General features: G+C 69.7%; 30 protein-coding genes and 1 pseudogene. 11 read left to right on the top strand and 20 right to left on the bottom strand.

Annotation, left to right across the window (positions count from 1 at the left end; genetic code table 11):
* Nucleotides 1-155 precede the first annotated feature (155 nt).
* On the top strand, nucleotides 156-905 hold the full coding sequence (lepB, locus tag JF886_RS08330) for a signal peptidase I (RefSeq protein ID WP_337311415.1): 750 nt from the start codon (nucleotides 156-158) through the stop codon (nucleotides 903-905).
* 15 nt (nucleotides 906-920) lie between these two features.
* Here lepB and ndk read toward each other — a convergent pair whose 3' ends face one another.
* The 7 genes from ndk to rpmH all read right to left on the bottom strand — a co-directional run bounded on the left by ndk (nucleotide 921) and on the right by rpmH (nucleotide 5,565).
* Nucleotides 921-1,382, bottom strand: coding sequence for a nucleoside-diphosphate kinase (ndk, locus tag JF886_RS08325; RefSeq protein WP_337311413.1), 462 nt, complete (start codon nucleotides 1,380-1,382; stop codon nucleotides 921-923).
* Between the two features lie 39 nt (nucleotides 1,383-1,421).
* A complete protein-coding gene (locus JF886_RS08320; protein WP_337311411.1) occupies nucleotides 1,422-2,681 on the bottom strand; it encodes a M16 family metallopeptidase in 1,260 nt (419 codons plus the stop codon).
* Between the two features lie 225 nt (nucleotides 2,682-2,906).
* The gene (gene jag / locus JF886_RS08315; RefSeq protein WP_337311409.1) at nucleotides 2,907-3,653 is read right to left on the bottom strand and encodes an RNA-binding cell elongation regulator Jag/EloR; all 747 of its coding nucleotides are present in this window, start codon (nucleotides 3,651-3,653) and stop codon (nucleotides 2,907-2,909) included.
* Nucleotides 3,654-3,687: 34 nt separating this feature from the next.
* Entirely contained in the window at nucleotides 3,688-4,749 is a 1,062-nt protein-coding gene (locus JF886_RS08310) for a YidC/Oxa1 family membrane protein insertase (protein WP_337311407.1), read from the bottom strand.
* Nucleotides 4,749-5,030, bottom strand: a complete 282-nt coding sequence (gene yidD / locus JF886_RS08305) for a membrane protein insertion efficiency factor YidD (RefSeq protein WP_337311405.1) — start codon at nucleotides 5,028-5,030, stop codon at nucleotides 4,749-4,751. The genes JF886_RS08310 and yidD overlap by 1 nt, the downstream gene beginning before the upstream one ends.
* Nucleotides 5,027-5,422, bottom strand: coding sequence for a ribonuclease P protein component (gene rnpA, locus JF886_RS08300; protein ID WP_337311403.1), 396 nt, complete (start codon nucleotides 5,420-5,422; stop codon nucleotides 5,027-5,029). Before rnpA ends, yidD begins: the two co-directional genes overlap by 4 nt.
* On the bottom strand, nucleotides 5,419-5,565 hold the full coding sequence (rpmH, locus tag JF886_RS08295) for a 50S ribosomal protein L34 (RefSeq protein ID WP_337311454.1): 147 nt from the start codon (nucleotides 5,563-5,565) through the stop codon (nucleotides 5,419-5,421). The genes rnpA and rpmH overlap by 4 nt, the downstream gene beginning before the upstream one ends.
* 370 nt (nucleotides 5,566-5,935) lie before the next feature.
* Between rpmH and dnaA the strand changes: the two genes are divergently transcribed.
* The 4 genes from dnaA (at nucleotide 5,936) to JF886_RS08275 (ending at nucleotide 11,698) form a co-directional block, all read left to right on the top strand.
* Nucleotides 5,936-7,342, top strand: coding sequence for a chromosomal replication initiator protein DnaA (gene dnaA / locus JF886_RS08290; protein ID WP_502711414.1), 1,407 nt, complete (start codon nucleotides 5,936-5,938; stop codon nucleotides 7,340-7,342).
* A 258-nt stretch (nucleotides 7,343-7,600) separates the two neighbouring features.
* Nucleotides 7,601-8,719: a DNA polymerase III subunit beta gene (gene dnaN, locus JF886_RS08285; protein ID WP_337311401.1), complete on the top strand. Its 1,119-nt coding sequence runs from the start codon at nucleotides 7,601-7,603 to the stop codon at nucleotides 8,717-8,719.
* A gap of 12 nt (nucleotides 8,720-8,731) precedes the next feature.
* On the top strand, nucleotides 8,732-9,688 hold the full coding sequence (locus tag JF886_RS08280) for a zinc-binding dehydrogenase (protein ID WP_337311399.1): 957 nt from the start codon (nucleotides 8,732-8,734) through the stop codon (nucleotides 9,686-9,688).
* A gap of 90 nt (nucleotides 9,689-9,778) precedes the next feature.
* A complete protein-coding gene (locus JF886_RS08275) occupies nucleotides 9,779-11,698 on the top strand; it encodes an ABC transporter ATP-binding protein (RefSeq protein ID WP_337311397.1) in 1,920 nt (639 codons plus the stop codon).
* Between the two features lie 4 nt (nucleotides 11,699-11,702).
* On the opposite strand, the gene JF886_RS08270 is transcribed toward JF886_RS08275, so the two are convergent.
* The 5 genes from JF886_RS08270 to JF886_RS08250 all read right to left on the bottom strand — a co-directional run bounded on the left by JF886_RS08270 (nucleotide 11,703) and on the right by JF886_RS08250 (nucleotide 17,541).
* Complete coding sequence (locus JF886_RS08270) at nucleotides 11,703-11,990, bottom strand: DciA family protein (RefSeq protein ID WP_337311396.1); 288 nt, start codon at nucleotides 11,988-11,990, stop codon at nucleotides 11,703-11,705.
* The gene (gene recF / locus JF886_RS08265; protein WP_337311394.1) at nucleotides 11,990-13,159 is read right to left on the bottom strand and encodes a DNA replication/repair protein RecF; all 1,170 of its coding nucleotides are present in this window, start codon (nucleotides 13,157-13,159) and stop codon (nucleotides 11,990-11,992) included. Before recF ends, JF886_RS08270 begins: the two co-directional genes overlap by 1 nt.
* Nucleotides 13,156-14,316 carry an MGDG synthase family glycosyltransferase gene (locus JF886_RS08260; protein WP_337311391.1) on the bottom strand — a complete coding sequence of 387 codons (1,161 nt, stop codon included), beginning with the start codon at nucleotides 14,314-14,316 and terminating at the stop codon, nucleotides 13,156-13,158. The genes recF and JF886_RS08260 overlap by 4 nt, the downstream gene beginning before the upstream one ends.
* A gap of 125 nt (nucleotides 14,317-14,441) precedes the next feature.
* The gene (locus JF886_RS08255) at nucleotides 14,442-16,298 is read right to left on the bottom strand and encodes an Ig-like domain-containing protein (protein ID WP_337311389.1); all 1,857 of its coding nucleotides are present in this window, start codon (nucleotides 16,296-16,298) and stop codon (nucleotides 14,442-14,444) included.
* On the bottom strand, nucleotides 16,243-17,541 hold the full coding sequence (locus JF886_RS08250) for a DUF4388 domain-containing protein (protein ID WP_337311388.1): 1,299 nt from the start codon (nucleotides 17,539-17,541) through the stop codon (nucleotides 16,243-16,245). The genes JF886_RS08255 and JF886_RS08250 overlap by 56 nt, the downstream gene beginning before the upstream one ends.
* 188 nt (nucleotides 17,542-17,729) lie before the next feature.
* On the opposite strand from JF886_RS08250, the gene JF886_RS08245 reads away from it, so the two are divergent.
* Genes JF886_RS08245 through JF886_RS08235 form a run of 3 tightly spaced genes read left to right on the top strand, consistent with a single transcriptional unit; the run spans nucleotide 17,730 to nucleotide 19,378 of the window.
* Nucleotides 17,730-18,437: a response regulator gene (locus JF886_RS08245; RefSeq protein ID WP_337311386.1), complete on the top strand. Its 708-nt coding sequence runs from the start codon at nucleotides 17,730-17,732 to the stop codon at nucleotides 18,435-18,437.
* A gap of 11 nt (nucleotides 18,438-18,448) precedes the next feature.
* Nucleotides 18,449-18,718 (top strand): hypothetical protein, encoded by a 270-nt coding sequence (locus tag JF886_RS08240; protein ID WP_337311384.1) that lies wholly within the window; start codon nucleotides 18,449-18,451, stop codon nucleotides 18,716-18,718.
* Nucleotides 18,719-19,378: a hypothetical protein gene (locus tag JF886_RS08235; RefSeq protein WP_337311382.1), complete on the top strand. Its 660-nt coding sequence runs from the start codon at nucleotides 18,719-18,721 to the stop codon at nucleotides 19,376-19,378. It abuts the gene before it with no gap.
* A gap of 210 nt (nucleotides 19,379-19,588) precedes the next feature.
* Here the strand turns inward: JF886_RS08235 and folK are convergent, their stop codons facing one another.
* The 6 genes from folK to JF886_RS08205 form a co-directional block, all read right to left on the bottom strand.
* The gene (gene folK, locus JF886_RS08230; protein ID WP_337311380.1) at nucleotides 19,589-20,020 is read right to left on the bottom strand and encodes a 2-amino-4-hydroxy-6-hydroxymethyldihydropteridine diphosphokinase; all 432 of its coding nucleotides are present in this window, start codon (nucleotides 20,018-20,020) and stop codon (nucleotides 19,589-19,591) included.
* On the bottom strand, nucleotides 20,017-21,249 hold the full coding sequence (folP, locus tag JF886_RS08225; protein WP_337311379.1) for a dihydropteroate synthase: 1,233 nt from the start codon (nucleotides 21,247-21,249) through the stop codon (nucleotides 20,017-20,019). The genes folK and folP overlap by 4 nt, the downstream gene beginning before the upstream one ends.
* The gene (locus JF886_RS08220) at nucleotides 21,246-21,749 is read right to left on the bottom strand and encodes a MaoC family dehydratase (RefSeq protein ID WP_337311377.1); all 504 of its coding nucleotides are present in this window, start codon (nucleotides 21,747-21,749) and stop codon (nucleotides 21,246-21,248) included. The genes folP and JF886_RS08220 overlap by 4 nt, the downstream gene beginning before the upstream one ends.
* A gap of 73 nt (nucleotides 21,750-21,822) precedes the next feature.
* Nucleotides 21,823-22,329, bottom strand: a complete 507-nt coding sequence (locus tag JF886_RS08215) for a DinB family protein (RefSeq protein WP_337311375.1) — start codon at nucleotides 22,327-22,329, stop codon at nucleotides 21,823-21,825.
* 239 nt (nucleotides 22,330-22,568) lie between these two features.
* A complete protein-coding gene (locus JF886_RS08210) occupies nucleotides 22,569-22,745 on the bottom strand; it encodes a CsbD family protein (RefSeq protein WP_337311373.1) in 177 nt (58 codons plus the stop codon).
* A 68-nt stretch (nucleotides 22,746-22,813) separates the two neighbouring features.
* A complete protein-coding gene (locus JF886_RS08205) occupies nucleotides 22,814-23,371 on the bottom strand; it encodes an AhpC/TSA family protein (RefSeq protein ID WP_337311371.1) in 558 nt (185 codons plus the stop codon).
* Between the two features lie 22 nt (nucleotides 23,372-23,393).
* On the opposite strand from JF886_RS08205, the gene JF886_RS08200 reads away from it, so the two are divergent.
* Together JF886_RS08200 and JF886_RS16925 are read left to right on the top strand one after the other, a co-directional pair.
* Nucleotides 23,394-24,257: a DNA-methyltransferase gene (locus JF886_RS08200; RefSeq protein ID WP_337311370.1), complete on the top strand. Its 864-nt coding sequence runs from the start codon at nucleotides 23,394-23,396 to the stop codon at nucleotides 24,255-24,257.
* Nucleotides 24,254-24,394, top strand: a pseudogene (locus tag JF886_RS16925) (dihydrofolate reductase family protein); the annotation flags it as partial. The gene JF886_RS08200 and the pseudogene JF886_RS16925, both read left to right, overlap by 4 nt.
* 53 nt (nucleotides 24,395-24,447) lie before the next feature.
* On the opposite strand, the gene JF886_RS08190 reads toward JF886_RS16925, so the two are convergent.
* Entirely contained in the window at nucleotides 24,448-24,627 is a 180-nt protein-coding gene (locus JF886_RS08190) for an alpha/beta hydrolase family protein (RefSeq protein WP_337311369.1), read from the bottom strand.
* A gap of 14 nt (nucleotides 24,628-24,641) precedes the next feature.
* The gene (locus JF886_RS08185; protein ID WP_337311366.1) at nucleotides 24,642-24,830 is read right to left on the bottom strand and encodes a hypothetical protein; all 189 of its coding nucleotides are present in this window, start codon (nucleotides 24,828-24,830) and stop codon (nucleotides 24,642-24,644) included.
* A 120-nt stretch (nucleotides 24,831-24,950) separates the two neighbouring features.
* Here JF886_RS08185 and JF886_RS08180 point away from each other — a divergent pair, with 120 nt between their 5' ends.
* A complete protein-coding gene (locus JF886_RS08180) occupies nucleotides 24,951-25,472 on the top strand; it encodes a hypothetical protein (protein ID WP_337311364.1) in 522 nt (173 codons plus the stop codon).
* Nucleotides 25,473-25,609: the final 137 nt, after the last annotated feature.

The raw sequence follows: 25,609 nt of genomic DNA, 5'->3' as shown, positions 1-25,609 counted from the left end.
AGGCGCCCGAGGGTGAGACGGACGCGAATAGCGTTCGGCTCGCCCGCCACTGGCGCCGAAGCCTGTTTGAGGCGCAAGGAGATGTCTCCCCGCTGACCTCTCGCACCGCAGACGGAGACCGGGATTCCCTCCGCCCCCTGTCATAATCACGCCGCGTGCAGCCTGAGCCCACCGACGCCCCGAGGCCGCGCCGCCGCCGTCACGGGCTCGTCCGCGATGTGCTTGAGGTGCTCATCATCGCGGTGGTTCTGTACATCGCCATCTGGAGTGCGCTGCAAACGGTGCGCGTGGACGGCGAAAGCATGGTGGGGACGCTGCAGAACAATGACCTGCTGCTGGCCAGCAAGATCTCGTACTACTTCGGCGATCCGCAGCGTGGCGACGTCGTAGTGCTCATGCCGCCCAGCGATCCCACCAAGGATTTCATCAAGCGTGTGATCGGGATTCCTGGTGACAAAATTGAGATCGACGGCAGCCGCTCGCCGACGGCGTTGCTGATCAAGCCGGGCGGCCAGGGAGCGTGGCAGCGCCTCCAAGAGCCCTACCTCCCCGAGAAGTGGGACACCATGAACTTCTGTTGCCTGCCGAGCGGCACCGAGTCGTCAGCCCCGCAGCCGCTCACCATCCCGGCCGGCAAGTACTTCGTGATGGGAGACAACCGCAACCGGTCCAGCGATTCGCGCATGTTCGGGCTGGTGCCGCGCAAGAACATCCTGGCCAAGGCGTTCGTGCGCGTCCTCCCCTTTGGCCACTTCGGCCTCGGCGCCGGGCCCACGCTGGTGCCCGATTCGACCGCCGTGGTCCTGGAGACGCCGGTCGCTCCCGCGATCATCCTGGCGCTGCCGCCCGCATTCCTTCTGTCACGCCGTCGCCGTCGCCGGCAGAGAAGCGCCGCCGCGGGCTGAGCCCGCCGCGCGCCGTCAGTCGTCCGACAGGATCCAGCCGGCGCCGCTGCTCTCCCAGTCGAGCAACTCCTTCTCCGAGAAGAAGATGGCGACCTCGCGCGCCGCGCTCTGCGGCGAGTCGCTGCCGTGGATGACGTTCATCGCCAGGCTCACCGCGAGGTCGCCGCGGATGGTGCCGGGCGGCGAGCTCTGGGGGTTGGTGGTCCCCATCATGGTGCGCACCAGCGCGACCGCACCGGGCCCCTCCCAGACCATGGCGACGACCGGGGAGGAGGTGATGAACTCGACGAGGCCGCCGAAGAAGGGCTTGTCCCGATGCTCGCCGTAATGGCGTTCGGCCATCGCGGTGGTGACCTTCATGAGCTTGATGCCGACGGGATGGAGGCCGCGACGTTCGAGCCGTCCGACGATCTCGCCGACGAGTCCGCGCTGCACGGCGTCGGGTTTGATCAACACCAGCGTGCGTTCACTCTGCATGGTGGACCACCATATCCGAACGCGCCCGCGGCACCGCAGTCAGGCGCTGAGCACCTCGAGGAACGGCTCGGGCTTGCGGAAGGGACCGACCACCGCAGCACGCAGACCGCCGCTGAGGATCTCGGCGGCGAGCGCGCGCACCGACTCCGGGTCGACGGCGACGAGACGCTCGGCGATGTCGCTGGCCAGGAGGATCTCACCGGTGAGCAGCTCCTGCTGTCCGAGGTGGTTGCAGAGCGCCGAGGTGCTCTCCAGCTGCACGGAGAGGCGCCCGCGCGCGTACTCCTTGGCTCGCTCCAGCTCCGCGTGGGGCACGGGTTCGGTCGCCAGCCGCTTCAGCTCGGCGACGGCAGCCCTGATCGCCACCAGCGCTCGCTTGGGCTCACACCCCAGCGAGATGGCCAGGGTTCCGCTGTCGGCGACGCGGGTGAGGAATGAGTGCACGTCGTACGCCAGTCCCCGCTCCTCGCGCAGCTCGAGGAAGAGCCGGCTCGACATCCCCTCACCGAGAACCACGTTGAGGATGTCCGCCACAAAGCGGCGCTCATCCCGGTACGACGGCGCGCGCGCGCCGAGCACGATGTTGGCCTGGCTGGCGCGGCGGTCGAGGATGCTCACTGCGGCGCCCGAGGGTGCGCTGGCCGGCAGCGGTTCGACACTCTCCCCAGCGTGATCCGGCCAGCGCTGCAGCGACGCCGACACCAGCTCGGCGATCGCGGCGCTGTCGAGCGCGCCGGCGGCGGACACCACAAGGTCGTCGCGCCTGTAGTGCCGCTGCAGGTGGCGGCGGCAGTCGTCGGCGCTGAAGGACTGCACCGTCGCCTCGGTGCCGGCCACGTCCCAGCCGAGCGGGTGGTCGGGCCACATCACCGCGTCGAACAGCGTGTGCACGTGGTCCTGCGGGCTGTCCTCATACATGCGCAGCTCTTCGATCACCACCTGGCGCTCGCGCTCGACGTCGTCAGGGAGGAAGCGCGGCCGGAAGAGCATGTCGCTCAGCACGGAGACGGCGACGTCGATGCGCTCTGCGGGCACCTTTGCCCAGAAGATGGTGGCCTCGCGATCGGTGGACGCGTTGAGCACGCCGCCGACGCCCTCGACGGCCTCGCTGATCTGACGTGCGGTGGGGTATGTCTCCCCACCCTTGAACACCATGTGCTCGATGAAGTGGGCGAGCCCGCACTCGCCGGCGCTCTCCACACGCGACCCGGTGCCGAACATGAAAGCGATGCTCACCGACGCGCGCTCGCGCATCGGCGCAGCCAGCAGGCGCACGCCGCCGTCAAGCACGGTCCGCACATGGCCGCGATCAGCAGCCAGAGCTACCAACGTCAATAACCCCCAAATACCGTCGGCGCAGGCGACTTCATGTCGCCGGAACCGACACCGCTTGATGGGGGGTGCCCGAGGGGGGAACGCAGCTCCCCCTTCGCCCATACCGTCGGCGCAGGCGACTTCATGTCGCCGGAACCGACACCGCTAGATGGGGGGAGCCCGAGGGGGGAACAGCGTTCCCCCTTCGCCCTACCAGCGGTTGCGCCCCCGCTCGGGCCGCGACGGAAGTCCTCCCTGGGCAGGACCGGTGGGGTGGATGACCACGCGTCGCGCCGGCTCGTGACCGCTGCTCTCGGTGCGCACTCCCGTGTCGTCCTGCAGGGTGAGGTGGATGATGCGCCGCTCGTATGCGTGCATCGGATCGAGCGTGTAGCGCTCACCGCTCGCCTTGACCCGGTCGGCGAGGCGCTGGGCCAGCTCGCGGACCTGGTCCTCACGGCGGGCCCGGTAGCGCTCGACGTCGAGGATGAGCCGCCGCCCCTGGACGTCGGACTGCTCGTCGCCCATCATCAGGTTGACGGTCGTCTGCAACGCGCGCAGGGTCTCGCCGCGCCAACCGATCAGCAGCCCGAGGTCGTCGCCGGAGACCTCCAGGATCATCGGCGCCTCCGCCTCACCGGCGCGAGGGCTGGTGCCGCGCCGCACCGAGACACGCGCCGGGATCTCCATCTGCTCGAGCAGGGCGGCGAGCAGGGCGCGGCCGCGCGCGGTGTGCTCGTCGATCCGGCTCACCCGCACCTTCGCCGCGCTCGACGACAGGTACTCGCCGGGGACGGGACGCGCCCCGCCGCGTGTGAGGACCTCGACGACCACGTCGTCGCGTTGGGCGCCGAGCTCGGCAAGCGCCTGGGCGGTGGCCTCCTCGACGGTGGCGCCACTGCCCTCGACACCCGGCGCCGCGGTCGCCTGGACTGTGCCTTCTTCGGTTTCGTTCACCTGGATCTCCTCGCCGGTCGGTGCGCCGCTGCGGCTAGCGACGGCGTTTGTTGTTGCGTCTCTTGGGGATCCGCGCCGGCGGCGCGTTGACGGCGCCGGTCGCGACGGCCGGCGCCGGCGGCGCGGCGGCCACCTTCTGGGCTGCACCCCGTCCACGTCGCCCCGCCGGGCGGCTGCCGTTGCCGGCGGGCGCGATCGCTGTCTGCGTCGCCGCCGACTTGGGTCGAGCTGCGGTGGCGCCGGGATCGTGCTTGGGATACGAGAGTGCGGTGACGCGGCCGGCGCCGGGGAACCACGCCGGTACCTTGAGCGAGCCCCAGCCGACCAGGTGGTACTGCTGCAGGACCATGAAGAGCGTCCCGGTCACCCAGTAGAGCGCGAGGCCCTGGGGGAAGTTGAGGCTGAGCACGAAGATGATGATCGGGAAGATGATCGACATCTGCTTGGTGACGTTGGTCATCGTCCGTTCCTGGTCGGTCATGTCCGGGCGCGGTGGCGGCATCATCATTCGCGACTGCGCGAAGGTGAGGACTGCGGCCAGGAACGGCAGGATGATCACCGCCGGGTGATTGATCAGCTGACCCCAATCGGTGCTCTTGACGCCGGCCTTGACCACCCCGCAACAGGCCTGGCCGCCCGACTGCGACACGTCGGTGATCCACAGGAACCCCTTGCCGACACCCTTGAGGTTGGTGGTGGCGTTGGTGATGCCGCGGTACAGCCCGATGAGCACGGGCATCTGCACCAGCGCGGGCAGGCAGCCGGAGAGGCTGCTGAACGGCGACACCTGGTGCTCGGCGTAGAGCTTCTTCATCTCCTCGCTGAGCTTCTGCGGCTCCCGCTTGTACTTCTTGCGGAGCTCGGCCAGCTGCGGGGCGATGAGGCGCTGCTCCGACTGGATGCGCCGGCTGGTGCGCAGCTGCCAGCCGAAGATGGGGAAGAGCGCGCCGCGGATGATCAGCGTGGTGATCACGATGGCCAGACCGAAGGCGCCAATCGAGTTGAGCGGCCCGATGGTCTTGAAGATGTTGGTGAAGAACTCCAGGCAGTACCGGAACGGCTCGCCCAGGGCGTCGAAGATGGAGATGCCGACCATCACACCGAGTCTCCGGACAGCACCGCACGCTTGCGGCGGCGCGCGGCGCGCCAGCTCACGTACTCGTCGGGCACGGGGTCAAGGCCGCCGGCGTGGAATGGATGGCAGCGCCCGATCCGGCGCAGCGCCAGCCACCAGCCGCGACGCGCGCCGAAGCGCGAGATCGCCTCATACCCGTACTGCGAACAGGTGGGCTCGTACCGGCAGCTGCTCATCATGCCGAACAGCGGGCCGATGCTCACCCGGTACACCCGGATCAGCAGGAGGCTGAGGCGGGTCATCGGCGCGCCTGCGGCGGGCGGGTCATCACCCCATTGTCCGCCGTCGACCTCCCCGCGGCGCTCTCCGCCCGTTCCAGGACGCGGAAGACCGAGGTCTCCACCGCCGTCCGCAGCTCGGCGAAGGTCAACCCGGCGGCGTCCGCGCCGGCCACGATCACCAGGTCGCGGCCGGTGAGGCGGTCGAGCAGGGGACGGATCGCCTCGCGCAAGCGGCGGCGAAGCAGGTTGCGCTGCACCGACGAGCGCAACCCCACCAGGGCGAAACCGACGCGGGCAACGTCGAGCTCATTGACGGCGAGCTGGGCGCGCACGCCGGCGGCGGAGGCGCGCAGGCCGCCGGCACGGACGGAGGCAAAGCGACGTCGCCCACGCAGGCGATGTCGCGAGATCACCGCGTCGGCGCGGGGGTCAGGCGCTTGCGCCCCTTACGACGCCGCGCCTTGAGCACCTGGCGTCCCCCGGGTGTCGACATGCGGATGCGAAACCCGTGGGTCTTACGCCGGTACTTCTTCTTGGGTTGGTAGGTCCGTTTGATGTCCGGCGCTCCGCAGACGGGAGGATCGACGACCGGGTGTGAGGTGGGCGCGCCGAACGCGGCGGCAGATGTCTCCGGTCATCGGAGTGGCCGGCGGAGTATAGCAGCGATGCCGCCGGCCGGGCCTCTGCACGCGGGTCCGCGCTGCCCGTTGTGAGCCGGTCTTCGCGTTGCTAGACTGCTCGCTGCCCCGACGGGCGACGTCTCACAACATCGCCCTTCCATCGTTTTTCCGTCGGTGCGCCACAGGTTCGCTTATCCACTCTTGTGCACATCCTGTGCAAAAGATGGGCGGCGAAGGTGTCGGGCTGACGGTCACCACGGGGGCAACGATTTGTCTGCTACGGGCATTCCCGGCGACGTGGAGGTGATTGCCCCCGACGACACGGAGGCCCCCACGTCGACGCCCGGCGGCACGCAGCAGATTTGGCAGGCGGCGCAGGAGGAATTGCGCTTCCAGTTGGCCCGTCCCGGCTACGAGACGTGGCTGGCCAACGCGCGGTTGGTAGAGAGCGACGGCCATACCTTCACCATCGGGGTGCCCACGCGACTGGCGCGTGACTGGCTGATCGAACGCTACGCAGTGGTGATCCGCGAGACCATCAGCGGCCTGCTGGGCCGGGACTGCGAGGTGGTCATCACCGTCGACCCCGCCGCCGGTCCACCCCCGGACGAGCCCGCCCCCATCGCGGACGCGCCCGAGCCGGCCTACGGGATTGTGGGAGAATCTGCCACTGACGGCAGTAACGCGACGCGACTGAACCCCAACTTCACCTTCTCCACCTTCGTGGTGGGCAATAGCAGCCGCTTCGCCCATGCCGCCTGCCGCGCTGTCGCCGACGCTCCCGGCAAGGCGTACAACCCACTCTTCCTGTACGGCGGTGTCGGGCTCGGCAAGACGCATCTCATGCACGCCATCGGCCACTCCGTCCGCGAGGGCCACCGCCGCCCGCCCAAGGTGGCCTACATCACCTCCGAGAAGTTCATGAACGAGATGATCGGCTCCATCCAGGAGAACCGCACCTCGGACTTCCGGACCCGCTATCGGAGCGTCGACGTGCTGCTCATCGACGACATCCAGTTCCTGGCCGGCAAGGACCGCACCCAGGAGGAGTTCTTCCACACCTTCAACGCGCTCCACGAGATCCAGAAGCAGATCGTGGTGAGCAGCGACCGGCCGCCCAAGGACATCCCCACTCTCGAGGACCGCCTGCGCAGCCGCTTCGAGGGTGGCCTCATGGCCGACATCCAGCCACCTGACTTCGAGACCCGGCTGGCCATCCTCAACACCAAGCTTGGCCCGCACGGCTCGCTGGTGCCCGACGACGTCTGCAGCTTTATCGCCCACAAGATCCAGCGCAACATCCGCGAGCTCGAGGGCGCGCTCATCCGCGTGCTCGCTCACGCCTCCATCAACGGTCAACCGGTGACGCTGGACGCCGCCCAGATCATCCTGCGCGACATCATCCCCGTCGGCGACAGCACCCCGGTCAGCATCGAGCTGATCCAGGAGACGGTGGCGGCGTACTTCACCATCTCGCTCGAGGAGATGAAGGGCAAGCGTCGCGACAAGCACATCGTCTTCCCCCGCCAGGTGGCCATGTACATCGTGCGCGAGGAGACCGAGTCCTCGCTGCCGGTGATCGGCAACGCCTTTGGCGGCCGCGATCACACCACCGCGCTGCACGCCATCGAGAAGATCACCGACCTGGTGCTCGAGGATTCCCGTCTGCAGGGTGACCTGCGCCAGATCCGCCAGCGGCTCCACGAGCACTGATGGGGGACGGGGAGAGTCCTGTGGATATGTTCCGGTCGACCTGTGCGCGAAACTCCACGGTGACCGCCCTGTGGATGGAATCGTGATGTCGGCATCGCGCTTGCACAGGTTGTCCTTGGCGATATGCCCGCTGCACGCGGCCGTTTGGCCGGTTATCCCCCGTTCGGCGCCCTCTACGTCTACGACTGTTTCAAAGACTCTGTCACCAGTCTTAATGGAGTCTGGTGACAACCCCGGCACACCCTGAGGTCTGACAGCATGAAGTGCTCCGTCTCCCCATCCGCGCTCAGCGCAGCACTGTCGCTCGTCTCGCGTGCGGTGTCACCACGCTCAACGCTGCCGGTCCTCGGCAACGTGCTGTTGGAGACAACTGACGGCGGCCTGCGGGTCACCGCCACCAACCTCGATCTGACCATGGCCGCCACGGTTCCCGCCGAGATAGAGCTCGACGGGCGCACGACCGTGCCGGCGCGGCTGCTCAGCGAGTACGTCGCATCGCTCGCCGAGGCGCCCTGCACCATGGAGCTCGACGTCAACACCCAGGTGCTCAAGCTCAGCTGCGGGGTGCACCGAACCAACCTCCATGGCATCGACGCGGTGGAGTTCCCGCCATTGCCGGCGCGCGATGCGGGAGCGGCGATCGAGCTCGACGCCGCGGTGTTCGCCAACGCGGTGGCACAGACGGCCATGGCCGCCAGCGGTGACGAGGCCTCGCCGGTGCTCACCGGGGTGCTCTTCCAGGTCGAGGGAGAGCGGCTCACGCTCGCCGCCACTGACCGTCATCGCCTCGCGGTGAAGACCCTGGAGGCCAAGTCGAGCGGCGAGAAGGCGTTCACCGGCTCGGTGATCGTTCCCTCGCGTCACCTCAGCGAGGTGGCCCGCGCGGTCAACCCGACCCGGCCGACGGTGTCGATCAGCTTCAGCGAGCAGCGCAACCAGGTGTTCTTCAGCCTCAAGGACGTCGAGATCTCGTCGCGTCTCATCGAGGGCAACTACCCCAACTACGCGCAGGTCATCCCCGGCGAGTCGACCACCACGGTCAAGCTGCCCACCGCATCGCTGCTCCGTGAGGCCAAGACCGCCTCGGTGCTGGCGCGTGACGCGGCCAATCCGGTGCGGCTGCGCGTCGGCGACAACACCCTCACCCTGGTCGCCCAGACCGCCGAGGTAGGTGACGACGAGGCCCCCCTCTCGGCCAACGTCAAGGGCGACGACGTGCAGATCGCGTTCAACGCGCGCTACGTTCTCGACGCTCTCAGCGTTATGGACTCCGACGAGGTGCAACTCAGCTTCAATGGCTCGCTGCAGCCGGGCGTGATCCGCCCCTCGGGGCGCGACGACTACCTCTGCATCATCATGCCGGTGCGCGTCCCGTAGGCTGTTCCGCGCATGCGCGCGGTCACCATCGTCGACAACCGCCTGACGATCGACGAACATCCCGACCCGCAGCCGGGCGCGGGCGAGGCGCTCGTGGCGGTGCGCGCGGCAGGCATCAACGGGGCAGACCCGATGCAGCTGAAGGGGTTGTACCCGGCCCCACCGGGCAGCCCGTCCGACATCCCCGGGCTCGAGCTCGCCGGCGAGGTGACCGCGCTCGGTCGCGGGGTGACCCGGTGGAGCATCGGCGACCGTGTCATGGCGGTCGTGGGCGGCGGCGCGCAGGCAGAGCTCGTCACCGTGCACGAGCGGCTGCTGATGGCGGTGCCCGACGGCGTGGACTGGACGCCCGCAGGAGGCTTTCCCGAGGTGTTCACCACCGCCCACGACGCCCTTTTCACCCAGGCGCAGCTACATCCCGGTGAGAGCGTGCTCGTCAACGGCGCGGCCGGGGGCGTCGGCGTGGCCGCGGTGCAGTTGGCCCACCTTGCCGGAGCGCGCGTCTGCGCGAGCGTTCGCTCCGAGCGGTTGCGCCCCGAAGTTCTCGCGCTCGGCGCCGACCTCGCCGTGGCCCCGGACGCCGCCGCCGGGCACGGCCCGTTCGACGTCATCCTCGAGCTGGTCGGCGCGCCCAACCTCAGCGCCGACCTCGCGGCCCTCGCGCCACGCGGGCGCATCGTGGTCATCGGCATCGGCGCCGGCGCCCGTACCGAGATCGACCTCCGTGCCCTGATGATGAGGCGCGGCCACCTGATGAGCTCGACGCTGCGAGCACGCCCGCTCGAGGAGAAGGCGATCTGCGCTCGCCGCGTGGAGGCCGAGGTGCTCCCGGCGCTGGCGCAGGGGCGCCTGCGCGTCCCGGTCGCGGCCGTCTTCAGCCTCGGGGAGGCTCAGGCCGCCTACGATCGCTTCGGCGCCGGTGACAAGCTCGGCAAGGTGGTGCTCGAGGTGACGCCGGCAGGCCGCTGACCCGGTCCGGATCGGTTCGCCGCGGGGCGGAAGGATCGCGCCGAGATGTCATGCTCGACGCTGTATGACAGCGACAGGGAGCCTCGTCTGATGGGCATGCACATGGGCGGTTGGGGGCTGATGCGCTCCATGCGCCGCGACGAGGAGATGAAGCGGCACAAGCTCACCGCTGGGGTCGTGCGCCGGATCGCCGGCTTTGCCAGACCGTACCGCGTCCCGCTCTCGATCTTCCTCGTGCTGATCATCGTCGACGCCATCGTCGGGGCGATCAACCCGCTCATCTACCGCGCCATCATCGACAACGGCATCCTCGGCCACAATGTCAACCTGGTCGCGGTGCTCGCCGGTGGAGTCGCCGCCCTGGCCATCTTCGACGCCATCCTCGGCCTCCTCCAGCGCTGGCTCTCCGCGCGCGTCGGCGAGGGGCTGATCTTCGACATGCGCACCAAGGTCTTCGCGCACATCAACGAGATGCCGATCTCTTTCTTCACACGCACCCAGACCGGCGCGCTCATCTCCCGGCTCAACAACGACGTGCTCGGCGCCCAGCAGGCGTTCACCGACACCTTCTCGTCGGTGGTGGGCAACGTCATCGGCGTGAGCATCACCCTGGTGGCGATGTTCTTCCTCTCGTGGCAGATCACGTTGCTCTCGCTGATCCTCCTGCCGGTGTTCCTGCTCCCGGCCCGCTGGGTGGGACGTCGCCTGGCCGGCATCACCCGCGAGTCGTACAACCTCAATGCGCAGATGAACACCACCATGAGCGAGCGTTTCAACGTCTCGGGAGCGCTGCTCGTGAAGCTCTTCGGCCATCCCGCCGAGGAGGTGCGCGGCTTCGCCACCAAGGCGCGCCGGGTCCGCGACATCGGCATCCTGCAGGCCATGTACGCGCGCATCTTCATGACCTCGCTGCTGCTCACCGCGTCGCTGGCCACAGCATTGGTGTACGGGCTCGGTGGCGCGCAGGCGGCGCGCGGCGTGCTCATGGTGGGAACGGTGGTGGCGCTGACCGCGTACCTCAGCCGCCTCTATGGCCCGCTCACCGCGCTCTCCAACGTGCAGGTCGACATCATGACCGCGTTGGTGAGCTTCGACCGCGTCTTCGAGGTCCTCGACCTGCCCCCGATGATCGCCGAAAAGCCTGACGCAGTGCCGATCCCGCGTGGACCCGCGACCATCGAGTTCGACCACGTCGACTTCCGCTACCCCTCCGCGGAGGAGGTCTCACTGGCCTCGCTCGAGGCGGTGGCGGTGCTCGAGCGAACCAACAATCAGCAGGTGCTGTTCGACGTCAACTTCACAGCCCGGCCCGGTCAGCTGGTGGCGCTGGTCGGCCCGTCGGGAGCCGGCAAGACCACGCTGAGCCACCTCGTGCCGCGCCTCTACGACGTGCGCGCCGGCGCCGTGCGCCTCAACGGCATCGACGTCCGCGACGCCACGCTGGAGTCGATCCGCGCCACCGTCGGCGTGGTCACCCAGGACGCGCACCTTTTCCACGAGTCGATCCGCTCCAACCTGGCGTACGCGAAGCCCGACGCCACCGACGAGGAGCTGATCGAGGCGCTGCGCGCCGCGCAGATCCTCCCGCTGGTCGCCTCCCTACCCGACGGCCTCGACACCCTGGTCGGCGATCGCGGCTACCGGCTCTCGGGTGGCGAGAAGCAGCGCATCGCCATCGCCCGCCTGCTCCTCAAGGCGCCGGACATCGTGGTCCTCGACGAGGCCACCGCGCACCTCGACTCGGAGTCGGAGGCGGCCGTGCAGGAGGCGCTGCGGCACGCGCTGGCCGGGCGCACCTCTCTGGTCATCGCGCACCGCCTCTCCACGGTGCGCGACGCTGACGTCATCCTGGTCATCGACGCCGGCCGCATCGTCGAGCAGGGAACGCATCGCAGCCTGCTCGCGCAGGCCGGGCTCTACGCCGAGCTGTACCGCACCCAGTTCGAGAGCCAGGGGCGGGAGGGCGCGGCCGCAACGCCGGAACCGGCGCCCGAGTCGACGACGGTCTGAGTCCTCAGACCTCGAGCGTGGTGAAGCGCAGGCGACGCACCGCAGCGGTGCCGAGCCTCTCATTGAGGAGCGCGACGACGCGCACCGAATCGAGATGGAGCTGGTGGCTCAACGAGGTGTTGGCCACGCCGACCAGGAGCACGCCGCGCTCGAGGCTGATCGCCTGGCACATCGGCGCAAGTGCAGGCCCGACCACGTTGTTGAAGACGTCGCGCACCTGCACCTCGCGCACACGGCCGCGCACCCCGAGCCCGCGCAGGGCTGGGTCGATGAGGTCGGAGAGGCGGTCCATCAGCTCTCCATCACCGCGGTCACGCGTCCCGACGCAACCTCGAAGCGACGCGTGCCCGGTGGCAGCGTCTCCGGAAGGGGCTCGCTGCTGGTGATCAGCGTCTGCAACCCCGCCGCGGCGATGCCGGCGACGAGGTCGCGACGTCGCCCGGGATCGAGTTCGCTGAGCACGTCGTCGAGGAGTAGCACCGGCATGACCCCGGCACGCGAGGCGATGTGTCGCACCTCGGCAAGTTTGAGGGCCAGCACAATGCTGCGTTGCTGGCCCTGCGACGCCGCGCTGCGCGCCGGCCGGCCACCGATGAGCAGCTCGAGGTCGTCGCGATGCGGTCCGGCCAGGGTGGCGCCGCGGGCAATCTCCTCGTCGCGGCGGCGCACCAGGGTGGCGGCAAGGGTGTGCTCCGCCTCCTCGTGGCCGGCGCCCGCCTCCATGCCACCGTCCGGGAGATAGCGCAACCCGAGCTCCTCGCCGCCGCCGATCTGGGCGAGCGCCTCGCGCCCGTGCGGGATGAGCGCGGCCACCAGCTCCGCGCGCGCCACCTGGATGCGCGATCCGCTCTCGACGAGCTCGCGCGTGAAGCCGGCGAGCGCGTCGAGGCCCGCGCTGCCGGCGCGCAGCTGGCGGAGCAGGGCGTTGCGCTGCTCGAGGACGTGGCGGTAGCGGAGCAGGTCGGCGGCGGCGCGGCGGTCGAGCTGGGCGAGGACGACGTCGAGAAGGCGCCGCCGCATGTCCGGCCCGGCCTTGACGAGCTGGAGGTCCTCGGGCCAGAAGAGCACCACCGGGCAGAGCCCCAGGAGGTCGCGGGCGGGGCGCGGGCTGCCGTCGACGGTGGCGGTGCGGGTGACCCGACCCGAGGCGAGGTCGCGGCGGAAGTGCACAGCCAGGGTGCGGTCGGCCGCGGGCCGGAGCACCTTGGCCTCGACCAGCGCCTCGTCGCTGCCCCACGCCACCACGTCGGCCGAGCTCGACGCGCGCGGCGAGCGGGTGAGCAGCAGGGTCGCCACCGCCTCGAGCAGGTTGGTCTTGCCCTGCGCGTTGCGCCCGCCGACGACGTTGATGCCGCGACCGAACTCCACGGACTGCTCTGCGTAGTTGCGGAAGGCGAAGATGCGCAGCCGCTCCAGGCTGCAGGCGCCCTCGGCCACCGGGGATAGAACCAGCGCGCTCACGCGCGCGCCACCGCGGAGCACGCCATGTCCGCGATGAGAGCGGCGATCCGCTCGGTGGCCTCCGGCCGGGCCGCGCCGGCGACGGCGGCGCGCATCGTTGCCAGCCCGGGCGATCCCGGCGCGGCAAGCTCAGTGATGGTGTCGACCAGCTCGCGTGGCCTGGGCACGTAGCGACCGGCGCCGATGTCGACCAGCCACTCCAGGTTGCCGCTCTCCTGCCCGGGGATGTACCAGGTGAGGAGCAGCGGCAGCCCCGAACAGAGGGCTTCGACGATCGTCCCCGGTCCGGCCTTGGTAACCACCACATCGGCGGCGCGCATCCAGTCGGCCATGTTGGCGACGAAGCCGAGCACGGGCACCGGCCGCCCGGACCAGTCACGCAGGCCGCGAAGGCGTTTGCGCGCGCGCTCGTTGCGCCCGCAGATCACGGCCAGCCCGACGTTGAGCCCCGACCCCGCAATGGCGCGCGCGCGCCGGTCCAGGCCGCCGGAGCCGTCCGCGCCGCTGCACACCAGCACCGTGAAGCGCTCCTCAGCCAGCCCCAAGCGGGCGCGCAGGCCGCGGCGCTCGGCATCGTCGGGGATGGGCCGGGCGAACGCGGAGTCGACCGGCAGGCCGAGCTGATGACAGCGCTCGGCGGGGATGCCGGCGCGGCGGCAGCGGTCCAGCCCACCGGGCGACGGGATGACCACCGCGTCGACGTCGCGCGACGCCCAGCCCGCGTGCACGTCGACGAGGTCGGTGATCACCGTGATCACCGGCACCGTCGGATGTGCCCCGGAGTGCACGGCGTCCGCGGCGAGGTGGTTGAGCAATGGGTGGAAGGAGACGACCGCGGCCGGGCGCAGCGAGGCGATCAGTTCCTGGATGGCGCCGCGCAGCGGACGCAACGCGGAGTGCTGCATGAGGCCGACGACGGCGGCGGAGTTGGTGGCGTGATAGAGCACCGCCCACAGCCAGCGCGCCCGGTGGATGAGCGGCCCGTAGAGGTCGGCGGTGCGGCTGAGGACGGTCGGCGAGGCGGTGCCGACCGGGTCGACGATGTGGACGTCGAACTCACCGGGCCGGTCCATCTCCAGCCGCCGCGCGACCGCGGTCGCTCCCGCGCGATGTCCGCCACCGGTGTCGGCGATGAGAAAGAGCAGGGGCAGTGGCACTGCCCGCAGCCTACCCACATGCGAAGGGGGAACTGCGGTCCCCCCTCGGGCACCCCCCGGCCATCGGTGTCAGCTCCGCCGACATGAAGTCGCCTGCGCCAACGCACATGTCGTGGCGGCGCCGGTCAGTCGGAGAAGCCCACCGACCGGGCCTCGAGTCCGCCACTCAGGAACCGCGTCATGGCCAGCTCCCCACTGCCGTCGGCGCTGGCCACGTACGCCTGACGCACGCCATGCGCGTCCACCGCCAGGCACACCAGGCGGCGTCCATCCGGCGCCACGCGCACGCTGCTCAGGTCGGTGGTGCCGGCTCCGAGCACGACCACCGTGGTGTCGCCGCCGACGACGCTGATACGCAGCAGCTGCGCGGCCGCCGAGCTGGTGTTGACCGCCACCAGGGTCCCCTCTCCGGCGAAGCCGAGTGGCTGCAGGTGGCCGGCTAGTGTCTGCGCGCTTCCTGGCGCCCCCGGAGCGGGGACGACGAGCACACCTCCTGTCGCGGTGCCGAGCGCGATCCGGGCGCCGCCGGGTGACACCGCCGCCGCGATCGACGCGCCGGGCGCACCGGGAAGCGAATACCGCGCCTGGAGCTGGCGGTTGACGAGCTCGACGGCCGCCGGCGTCGTCGCGCTGGCGGCGGTGCTGAGCACCAGGGTTGTGGTCTTCACCCAGAGCGGCGGTGCCACCAGGCTGGTCTGCGCCGCCACCGCCGACACCGCACCCGAGCGCAGGTCGAGCAGGTCGACGCCGGTCGGTGTCGCGAAAGCCAGCTGGGCGCCGTCGGGCGACCATGAGGGCAGCGTGCCGGCGGGGAGGTCCTCGAGAACGGCGCCGTCGATGGTGTCGATGACCTGCAGGCTCGAGGTGCGTGCCGTTACGTTGCGCACCACCACGGCGACGTGAGAACCGTCCGGGGACACGGCTGCGGCGGTGTAGGTCAGCAGCGGTGTCCCGCTGGCCACTGCGCCGCAGCCGATGGCGAGCGCACAGCGCGGCGCGGTCAGCACCACCGGGGCGGCGCTCGGCTCACCGGGCGCCGCTGGCGCGAGCGCGGGCAGCATGACCTGGGTGGGGTCCTCGGCCGCCAGGCCGGCGAGCACCACAGCGTGCGTGCTCTCCAGGCGGGCCCCGGTGGTAAAGCGCACGACGGTGGGCAGGCCGACGAACTGCTCATCCTCTCCACGGGCGGATCCGCCGACGGAGATGCTGTATGTGGTTCGCGGCGCCAGCATCTGGCCGGGGAGGATCACGAAGCGGCTGTGGTCGTTGAGGTTGCGCACCACCCTCGTTCCGGGGACTACGGGCAGCAATGCGATCGCCCCCGCGGTGGACGGTGCGTCCATGGGCGCCGAGAAGGAGACTGCCAGCCGGGTGTCGACGGCGACGTCGGAGCCGCGATCGGCCGGCGTGCTCGCGCTCACCAGCGGGGCGGCAGCGGTGGTCAGGTCCCAGTGGTGATCGAGGTCGTTGCGATCCCCCTGCGCATCGGCGAAGCCGCCCGCCAGGGTGAACGTGTAGCGCGTCGCGGGCCGGAACACAGCGCCCTGGTGGATCAGCTCGAAGCCAGGCTGCGGGTCGAGCCAGTGGATCCAGCACGGTGCTGTCGTCGCCGCAGCGAAGACGGTGCTGAAGTCACACCCGGGGATGGCGGGGCTGACGGTCTGCGCTGTGGTGGGGGTGGCGATGACGCTGAAGCGGCCGACGACGCTGGCGTGGGCGACAGCGCGGTCGAACACCACCCGCACCGTCGAGTCCGCGGGAACCGAGGTCGAGCCGCGATTCGGCTCGAGAGAGATGATCTGCGGCGGAGCCGAGAAGCAGCTGCTGAGCGCCACCGCCAGCGCCCCGCCCACGAGCACCCCCACCAGCAGGCGCGCGGTGCCCTGCAGGCGACGGTGCTTCGCGGCGGCAGAGGCTACCAGCGCGCTAGGACGGCCGGGACAGGACCGCCTCTGCGTCGATGCCGCCGCGCGAGCTGTCATCACCGCGCACCTCGATGCGCGCCGGCCGCTCCGTGGCCAGCGCGGCGACCGCGTCGGTGCTGGTGAGCGGCACACGCGAGCCGGCCGTGTACGCCGCCAGGACGCTGCCCTGCTTGAGCAGGATCACGCCGGTCTCGGTGCCACCCACGACGATCACGGAGCCGTCGAGGCGCTCCTCGGCGAGGTACTCGAGCAGCGCAGGGAAGTTGACGAACCGTGCCAGCAAGCCGGCGAACAGAGGGGGTCCGGTGAGCAGGCGGGCCACGGATGTGACCGTGTCGCTGTCGAGCTCGACGACGTCAATGAGGCCGTCGCCGGTGTCCATGCCGCGCCGAAAGATGGTGAACGCCTCCTCGCCGTGCGCCGCTCCGTCATCGCCGGCCTCCGCGTCAACGAGCTCGCCGTCACGGAAGAGCAGCACGCCGGTAGAGGAACCGCTGAACAGTCGGATGAAGCCGGTGTGGTGATCGCTGCGCAGTGTGCGCAGCAGGCGCGGAAAGTCGACGAACGCGCTCTTCAGGCCCTCGTACTGCACGGTTCCCGACGGGATGGGCAGGGATCCCACCGGCGCCGGCTCACCCGAGCCGCCCGCCGGCGTGCTCGGCATGGTGCTGTGCGCTTCGGCGGCCGAGTCGTTTGCCGGTGCCGGCTCGGCGGGGGCATACGACGGTGAAAACTCCGCCGGTGCGTACGCCGGCGCCGCCTCGCCGCCGCGTCCGCCGGGGGTTGACGAGTCGGCGCCCGCGGGCTCGCCGCCGTCGACCGAGCTTGGTGTGCTCCACGGCGACGGCGCCTCGGTGTTGGGGTCGGGGCCCGAGGCAACCGGGCTCCAGATCGAGGCATCGGCTGCCGGTGCAGCCGTCGACGCGGATGCGGTCTGACCTTCGACGGCGCGCAGAGACGGCGCGCCGCTCGAGCTTGCCGCGGCAACGCCTGCCGGCTCCCCGCCCTCCTCGGCGGCCGCGATCAGCTCCGCGGGCGAGGATTTGATGGTCTCCTCGGCGGGCAGCTTGGCGCGCGGGTCGAAGTGGAAGTTGCCGGTGTGCCAGGCGAGTGCGCGGGTCACCACGTCCTCGCCGTCGCCTTCGGGGCTCACCGCGTGGAAGAGGTGACCGAAGAGGAAGAACATGGAACAGCTGTCGGTGCCGTCCTCGAGGGTGAGCGTTCCGGTGGCGCGCTCCGACTGCATGGTCTGGAGGAGCGAGGCGAGGTCGGACTCCTTCAGCGAACCCTGGGTCTGCACGTGGGCTGGCTCCTCTGACTGGGCGGTCCGGATCTCCATAAGCCGGAGCTCGCCCGAAAACGGCTCCGTATGGTACCAACCGCGCCACTCTGCGGCCAGTTCGCCGCTTTGCTTCCAAACCTACCCGGCGCGCCTAGAATCGGCGGAGCGTCAAGAGTTGTGAAGGACGGTGAAGTGGAGTTCGGCAGGTGAGGGTCTTGGTCGTCGATGACGACGCCATGATCCGCAAGGCCGTCCGGCTGACATGCGAGTCCGAGGGGTATGAGGTCACCGAGGTGGAGCGCGGCGCCGACGCGCTCGCCGCCGTCGAGGCGATGCGACCCGACATGGTGCTGCTCGACCTGATGATGCCCGACATGAGCGGCTTCGACATCTGCCGCGAGATCCGTCGCGCCGGCCACCGCGTCCCGGTGGTGATCCTCTCCGCCAAGAGCGACGAGATCGACGTGGTCCTGGGCTTCGAGATCGGCGCCGACGACTACATCCAGAAGCCGTTCCGTCCCCGCGAGCTGCTGGCGCGCATCGCCGCGCACCTACGCAAGGTGCACGAGCCGTCCGCCCGCAACGGCGAGGGGCGGCGGCTCACCTTCCGGGGCCTGGTCATCGACACCGGCGAACGTCGCGTGGTTCGAGATGGCGACGACATCACCCTCACTCACACTGAGTTCGATCTGCTCGCGTTCCTCGCCGGCAACGCCGGAGAGGTGCTCTCGCGCGATCGCATCCTCTCGTCCGTCTGGGGCTACGAGCACCCGATCGAGACGCGCGTCATCGACGTGCACGTGCGCAACCTGCGCCGCAAGATCGAGCCCGATCCGAGCCAGCCGCGCTACATCCTGGCGGTCCCCGGGATCGGCTACCGCTTCACCAATACGCGCCCGGAGGGTGCCCGGTAGACTGACCCTCGATGCCCACCCCGCCGATGCTCCGATCCCGCGGGCCCGCCGCGGCCCCGCGCTCGATCCCGGACCCGCTGGTGGCCATCAACGTCGCCGCGCTCACCGTTGTGGCCGCCGGCCTGTTCCTCGCCGCCATCCTCGCCGTGTACGACTGGAAGACACCCGGGGCCGAAGCGCCGCTGGTGTTCTGGACGGCGATCGTGGCCGTCGCGCTGTTCGGCGTCGACCTCTTGGTCGTCGTCCTTCGCCACGTTCGCCGGCTTCGGCTGGGACTGTAGGTGTCGCAGCACCCCGCTGAAGGTCTCCCACCCAGCGACAACCCCCAGGCCAGGCCTCCCTTCCCCTCCTACGAGGAGTTCGCCTCCGACCTGCTCGAGGCCATCGACGGGAGCGGGCTGAGCATCGAGGACGTGCGCCACCATGTCGAGCCGGGGATCGGCGAGCGTCGCTTTGAGTGCACGGTGCGGCTCTCTCCATCCGAGCCACCGTCTCGCTACCACGTCCACGTCAACTTCTCATGGGACGCGTTGATGACCTACGTCGCCAGCTACGGCGCGGGCGCCGACTGCGAGCTCTACCACGACGAGGAGGACGCCCAGGACTGCCCCCACCAGCACCTCGCGCCGCAGCCGTTCGTCGAGGTGGAGGCGGAGTTCGTGCTCGGCGACGGCGGCTACGAGCTGCAGGACGTCGGCGAGGTGGGCACCTGGGTCGACACCGTGCAGACGCTGATCGGCAAGGCCTTCCCCGACGACGACCGCCCCTCGGTGCACATCGGGCTCGCCGCTCTCGGGCGCACCACGCTCGTCGAGAAGTTCACCGCCGAGCACTCCTGGCTCATCGACTTCGAGAAGCCGCCAGACCTGGCGCTCATTGCGCGGCAGGTGCAGACGGCGCTTCGACTCGTGCCACAGCTGGCGGACCGGCTGCCCATCTAAGGGGCGGGTCGGTCGGCGGGGAGACATCTCCGCTTCGCTGCAAACAGGCTTCGGCGCCATTGGCGGCAGCGCCGCACGTGCCACTGGCACGTCCGTCACTGCCTCGGGCGCCTGCAGAACTTGCGCAGCAGAGATGTCTCCCCGCCGACCGACCTTCCGAACGAGTGCGCCGGCCAGCTGCGTCCCGGTGCTTCGCTGCGGAGCATGCCTCTAGGTGGCTTTGCCGCGGTCCAGCTCGCTGAGGAGGCGAGTGATGAAGGGGCGGTTGTGGATCTCGGGGTGCGGCACAACGAGATCCGGCTCGTTGACCGCGAGGTCGCCCCTTTCTCCCAGCAGGATGATGTCGACGTCGGCCCGGCGCGGGCCCCAGTGGTACGTGTCGCGGCGGCCGGCGGCCAGCTCGGCTGCTCGAGTGTGCTCGAGCCAGCGCCGCGGTGACCACGGTTCGGGCGCGCGCAGCCGCAGCAGCTGGTTGTGAAAGTCGGCCTGGCCGGTGACCCCGACCGGGCGGGTGAGGATCTCGCTCGAGGTCGCTTCGATGGCCACGCCGCTGCGGGCGAGGTTCTCCCGGAGCGCAGCTAGCGCTCGTCCGCGGTTGCCGAGGTTGCTGCCCAGCGCCACCCAGGCGACGTCGGTGGTCACCCGGTGGGACCCGGTGGGGGCAGCTCGGCTATCTCCGCCGGCGTGCCACGCACCACCGCATCGGCGACACGGACCGCGCGCACCGCGGCGGCGACGTCATGAACGCGCACCATGCTGACGCCCCCTTCGACCGCCAGCGCGAGCAGGGCGAGCGTTCCCTCGACCCGTTCGGGCGGCGGCATACCGCCGAGGATGGCGCCGATCGTGCTCTTGCGCGATGGTCCGAGCAGCACGGGACGGCCGAGACCGCGGAGCTCACGCAGCCGGCGCATCAGCTCGAGGTTCTGCGCGGCCGTCTTGGCGAACCCGAAGCCAGGATCGACCACGATCCGGTCCGCGCTCACCCCGTGCGCGCCGGCGATGCGCACCGATTCGCGCAGCGCTGCGCAGATGTCCTCCATGAGGTCGCCGTACTCGGTGCCGTGCTGGTTGTGCATGGCGATCACGGCCACCTCCGGGTGGGCGGCGAGGACATCGGTCATCCCGGGGTCACCGCGCAGGCCCCAGATGTCGTTGACGATCACCGCTCCTTCGGCGATCGCTGCAGCCGCAACCTCGGCCTTGCGCGTGTCGATGCTCACCGGCACATCGACGGCAGCGCAGACTGTGCGCAGAGCCGGCAGGACGCGGGTCATCTCCTCAGCGGCACTGATGGGCTGAGAGTTGGGACGGGTGCTCTCGCCGCCGATGTCGAGAAGGTCGGCGCCGGAGTCGACGAAACTTCGGGCGCGCTCCACGGTGCGAACGACATCGTCGTAGAGCGAGTCTCCTGCGAAGGAATCCGGGGTGACGTTGAGAATGCCCATCACCAGCGTCCGCCTCGAGAAGTCGAGCAGGTGGTCACCGGCGCGCACGGGGGCAGGAGCGGCGCCGCGCGCCATCAGGACGTCGCCGATGGCTCGCCCGAGGGCCTCCGCGGTCTCGCTCCACTCGGCCAGCGCGGCGGGGAGCGCGCCCATCACCATGAGCGGGGCAAGGAGCAGGACCCGCCGGCCGTCGGCGTCGCTGAGAACCACCCCGCCGCGCTGCTGCAGCACTCGCTCCAGGATCCGTGTCTGGTCGCTGGCGAGCCCCTGGACGGCGAGCGCCTCGACGGCGCCGTGCGTGGCCAACGCGGTCAGTCGTTCAGCGGGAAGCCCGAGCCGGAGCATCGCGTCGCGCAGCGCCTCCTCTGGTCCCGGCAGGAGCGGGCGGACGTTGTACCGTGCCGCCGCGGCGGCGTCGATCACGCCTCGCTGGCGCCGGGGGCCAGGTCTGCCGGTTGCAGATCGCCAACCGCCGAGCGCTTGGGCACCATCACGCTGCGCCTGAAGATGCACACTCGTTCACCGCGCTGGTTGAACGCGCGCGTCTCGACGCTGACGATGCCGCGGTCCGGTTTGCTCGACGACTCGCGCTTGTCGAGCACGGTTGTCTCCGCGTAGATGGTGTCGCCGTGGAAGGTGGGGTTCTCGTGCTTGAGTGACTCCACCTCGAGGTTGGCGATCGCCTTGCCGCTGACGTCGGCCACGCTCATCCCCAGCGCCAGGCTGTAGACGAGGTTTCCGACCACCACGTTGCGCTTGAACTGGGTCTGCGTCTCGGCGTAGTGGGCGTCGAGGTGCAGGGGATGGTGGTTCATGGTCAGCAGGCAGAACATGTGGTCGTCGAACTCCGTGATGGTCTTCCCCGGCCAGTGCTTGTACGTGGCGCCGACCTCGAACTCCTCGAAGTACCGACCGAACTGCATCACCATCCTCCGCCAGAAACCGACCGACCCACTGTAGCCAGCCATCCGCACCCGGCGTCCCGCCCGGGCGAGCTCAGTAGCCCACCGCGCCGTCGATGCGTTGGCGCAGAAGGTCGGCGTGGCCGTTGTGCCGCGAGTACTCCTCGATCATGTGGAGCAGCGTCCAGCGCAGCGACATGACCCGCCCGGTGTCCCTGTTCTTGCCCTTGTCCTCGAGGCTGTGGCTGGCGACGATCGCGCGCGCGCGCTCGCACTCCGCCTGCCAGTGCGCCAACACCGTTGCCACATCATCGGCGTCGAGGTTGTCGAAGTCGCCATCCTCATCCTCGTCCGTTGAGTACCGTTGATCGACCGGCTCACCTGTCAGGTTGATCCGGAACCACCAACGCTCGACATCCGCCATGTGACGCACCAGGCCAAGCAGGGAGAGCGTCGAGGGCGGCGCCGCACGCTCGCGCAGCTGCTCGTCGCTCAGCCCCTCGCACTTCCGCATCAGCGTGGCGCGCTGCCAGTCGAGAAAAGCCGTCAGAGTGGCGCGCTCGTCAGCCTCACGAGGAATGTCGTCGTATGAAGCAGTCATAGGGCGCCCACTCTACGAGTAAACATCCGCGGACCACCCCACAGAAAAGTCCCCCAATCCAATAAGGGCTGACAGGCTCCACGAGAGGAGAGGGGACGGCACGGGCGAAGAGAGCATTTGCCGGAGCAGCGCAGAGACCCACTCGGCGAAGCCAAGGGGCTCTGCAGCGGCCGCGGAGGCTGCGAACGAAGCCCGTGCCGTCCCCTCTCCGACTCACAGGGGAGAGGGCAGAACCCGCCCTACTCCTTGATCTTGTCCCCAAGCTCGTCGGCCTTGTCCTTGACCTTGTCGCCGACGTTCTTCACGTCTCCGGCAACCTGCTGTGACTGGCCTTCGCCCTTCAGCTCGTCGTCGTCGGTGAGATCTCCGGCTGCCTCTTTGATCCTGCCGGCCGCCTTGTCAGCTTCTCCACCCATTGTCGTGCCTCCGTCGTTTGAACGTGCGTCCTCAGCCTAGACCCGTTGTCACCGCCGGCGCCAGAGGCTCAGCGAGCTGCTGCCGCGGTCCTCGCGGAGGCTGGAATGGCGGCGATCACCTCGTCCACGGCCGGGTGGTCACCCGCCGCCTTGCTCAGGTAGCTGTACGCCACGCAATCGCCGGGAGTCATCACCAGCACACCGCCCTGCTGAAAGGGCGAGCCCTGGGTGCGCTGCTGGCGGGCCCCGCGCACGAAGGCACGGATCCCCGCTCCCCACGCCTGCGGCCCCAGGGTGTTGAGCAGTCCGCTGCGTGCCCCGATGGCGCGGTAGCTGGTCAGCTCCGGGTCGGTGAGCACGGTGCAGTCGGGGCAGAACTCGTCGCGGAAACCGCTTGCGTAGCGAGGCCCGCCGTTGCCCACGAACGCCAGCCGCGCGCCGCGGTCCTCGATGTCGGTGCGGCGGGCACGGAACTCAGCAGTCTGCTCCTTGCAGAAGAGGCAACCGAAGTGGCGCAGCCACACCACCACGGCGGGCCGCGTCTCCCAGAGGTCGCCAAGCCGAGTGGGCCGGCCGGCCGCGGTGAGCACATCGATGCCGGCGAGCTTGTGTCCGTCATTCCTCATGCGTCCACAGTACGCTGAAACGATGACGACGGTTGTGCCGCCCGATCAACCGGGCGCCGGGTTGATCGTCGCCGGCGAATCGCTGGCATTGCTCGCTGCGCTCCCCGCCGCCTGCGCCGGCCTCGTGTACGCCGATCCGCCGTTCAACACCGGTTCACGTCGTGACGGCTTTCGCCTGCGCACGGTGCGCGACGCAGCCGGAGCGCGGCGCGGGTTCGCCGGCGCCAGCTATCGCAGCGACCGAACCGACGTCGCCTGCTTCGACGACAGCTTCGGTGACTACACCGGTTGGCTGCGGCCACGACTCGAGGAGACGCGGCGCATCCTTGCCGCGCACGGCACGCTGTACCTTCACGTCGACCCGCGCGAGTCACACTACTGCAAGGTGCTGCTCGATGAGCTGTTCGGACGGGAGTGCTTCCTCAACGAGGTGATCTGGGCGTACGACTACGGTGCGCGCAGCAGCAGTCGCTGGCCGGCCAAGCACGACGTCATCCTGGTGTACGCCCGCACCGCCGGCGGCCACCACTTCGACCTCGAAGAGGTGGAGAGAATCCCCTACATGGCGCCGGGGCTGCAGACCAGCGAGCGGGCCGCGCGCGGCAAGACGCCGACCGACGTGTGGTGGCACACCATCGTGCCCACCAACTCGCGCGAGCGAACCGGCTACCCGACACAGAAGCCGTTGGGGATCCTGCGCCGCATCGTCGCCGCGTCCTCGCGGCCGGCTGACCTCGTCGTCGACTGGTGTGCGGGCTCCGGCACCACCGGTGCCGCGGCCCAGGAGCTCGGCCGGCGCTTTCTTCTCTGCGACAGCAGCCCCGGCGCCATCGCGGTGATGCGCCGGCGCTTGGGCGATGCCGTGCCCGTGACGGAGCTGGTGTGACGCCGGCGATCCGCGAGGGCCGCGATGGCACGGTTGATCTACTCGGCGATCACCTCGCTGGACGGCAGGCGTTGCGCGCCGGGCTCGTCGACGAATGCCACCTGTTCGTCGCGCCGATCGTCATCGGCGGCGGCACACGCTCCCTACCAGACGACGTCCGGTTGCCAGTACGGTGTCGCGCTGTGATGCATCACGCCGTGGCAGTGAGCGACGTCACCTCCACGACCGCGTCGAGCACCTCCGGCCACACGCGCGGGGGCAGGTTGTGGCCCATGGCGGGGATCATCATCAGGCGCGCCTCGAAGAGCGCTGCCGCGGTCTGACGACCGTTGTCCGGCGGAATCAGCGGGTCATCCTCGCCGTGGATCACCAGGGTGGGGATGGTCAGCGCGCGCAGCCCGGGGGAACGGGGTTGCCCGCCAGCGCGGCGACCAGGTCGGGAACACCGAGATGGTCCATCTTTGTGGAGAGGCCGACGTCACGGTTGTCGTAGCGGATGACCCAGAAGCCGCGCTCGGCGAGCAGCCGGCAGACCCGCTCGTCCCACTCGATCATCTGGTACGCGAGCCCCATGACCAGAAGCAGAGGGGCATCGACTGATCGCCGAATGTCTCGTACTCGAGCTCGAGGTCGCCGACCTGCGCGTGTGGCATGGCCCGATTCTAGGTTGGGTGGCGCGTACACTCGCGCGCGATGCAGCAACCGCCGCCGCCACCTCCAGGCGCGCCGCCTCCACCGTATCCGGGCTTTGGGTATCCGCAGCCTTACGGGCAGCAGCCGCGGGCGTGGGTGCCAGCGGCGCCAGTCAACCGGCGCCGCTGGTGGATCTGGGGCTGCGGAGGCTGCGCCGCCCTTGCGCTGCTGGCGATCGCGGTGATCGTGTTCGTCTTCATCCGCATCTTCACCGGCAGTCCGCTCCGGCATTTCCCCACCGAAGCGGGTGCGGCGACGACCCATGATCATTTCCAGGCGGGCAACAACCTCAACACCGAGACGCTCCTGATCGTCGACCCTCACGCTCTCGCACAGGTGGAGGCCTACTACGAGCAGGCGCTGCACCAGAACGGCTGGACCACCGACACGCACGATCCGAGCCAGGCGAGCAGCGGCGACACCTGGAGGATCGCGCGCACCGACTCGCCCTCCCAGACGGGCTCGATCACCTTCACCACCGTCGGCACCAACACCGACATCGCGGTGACCTACAACTACTAGTGCACCGACTCAGGAATACGTAGACGGTTCGCCTTGGCGAGGATGACGTCGGCGGGCTTGATCCAGGAGAAGGGCCGGGAGTTCTTGTTCCAGCCGGTGAGGAAACGACCGATGGCGGCAATCAGGGCGGGCACGCT

Origin of the sequence: Candidatus Aeolococcus gillhamiae, from assembly GCF_016464765.1 — a bacterium.
GTDB lineage: Bacteria > Chloroflexota > Dormibacteria > Aeolococcales > Aeolococcaceae > Aeolococcus > Aeolococcus gillhamiae.
The sequence above is the reverse complement of the archived record's forward strand: the minus strand, read 5'-3'. Positions and strand labels throughout refer to the sequence as shown.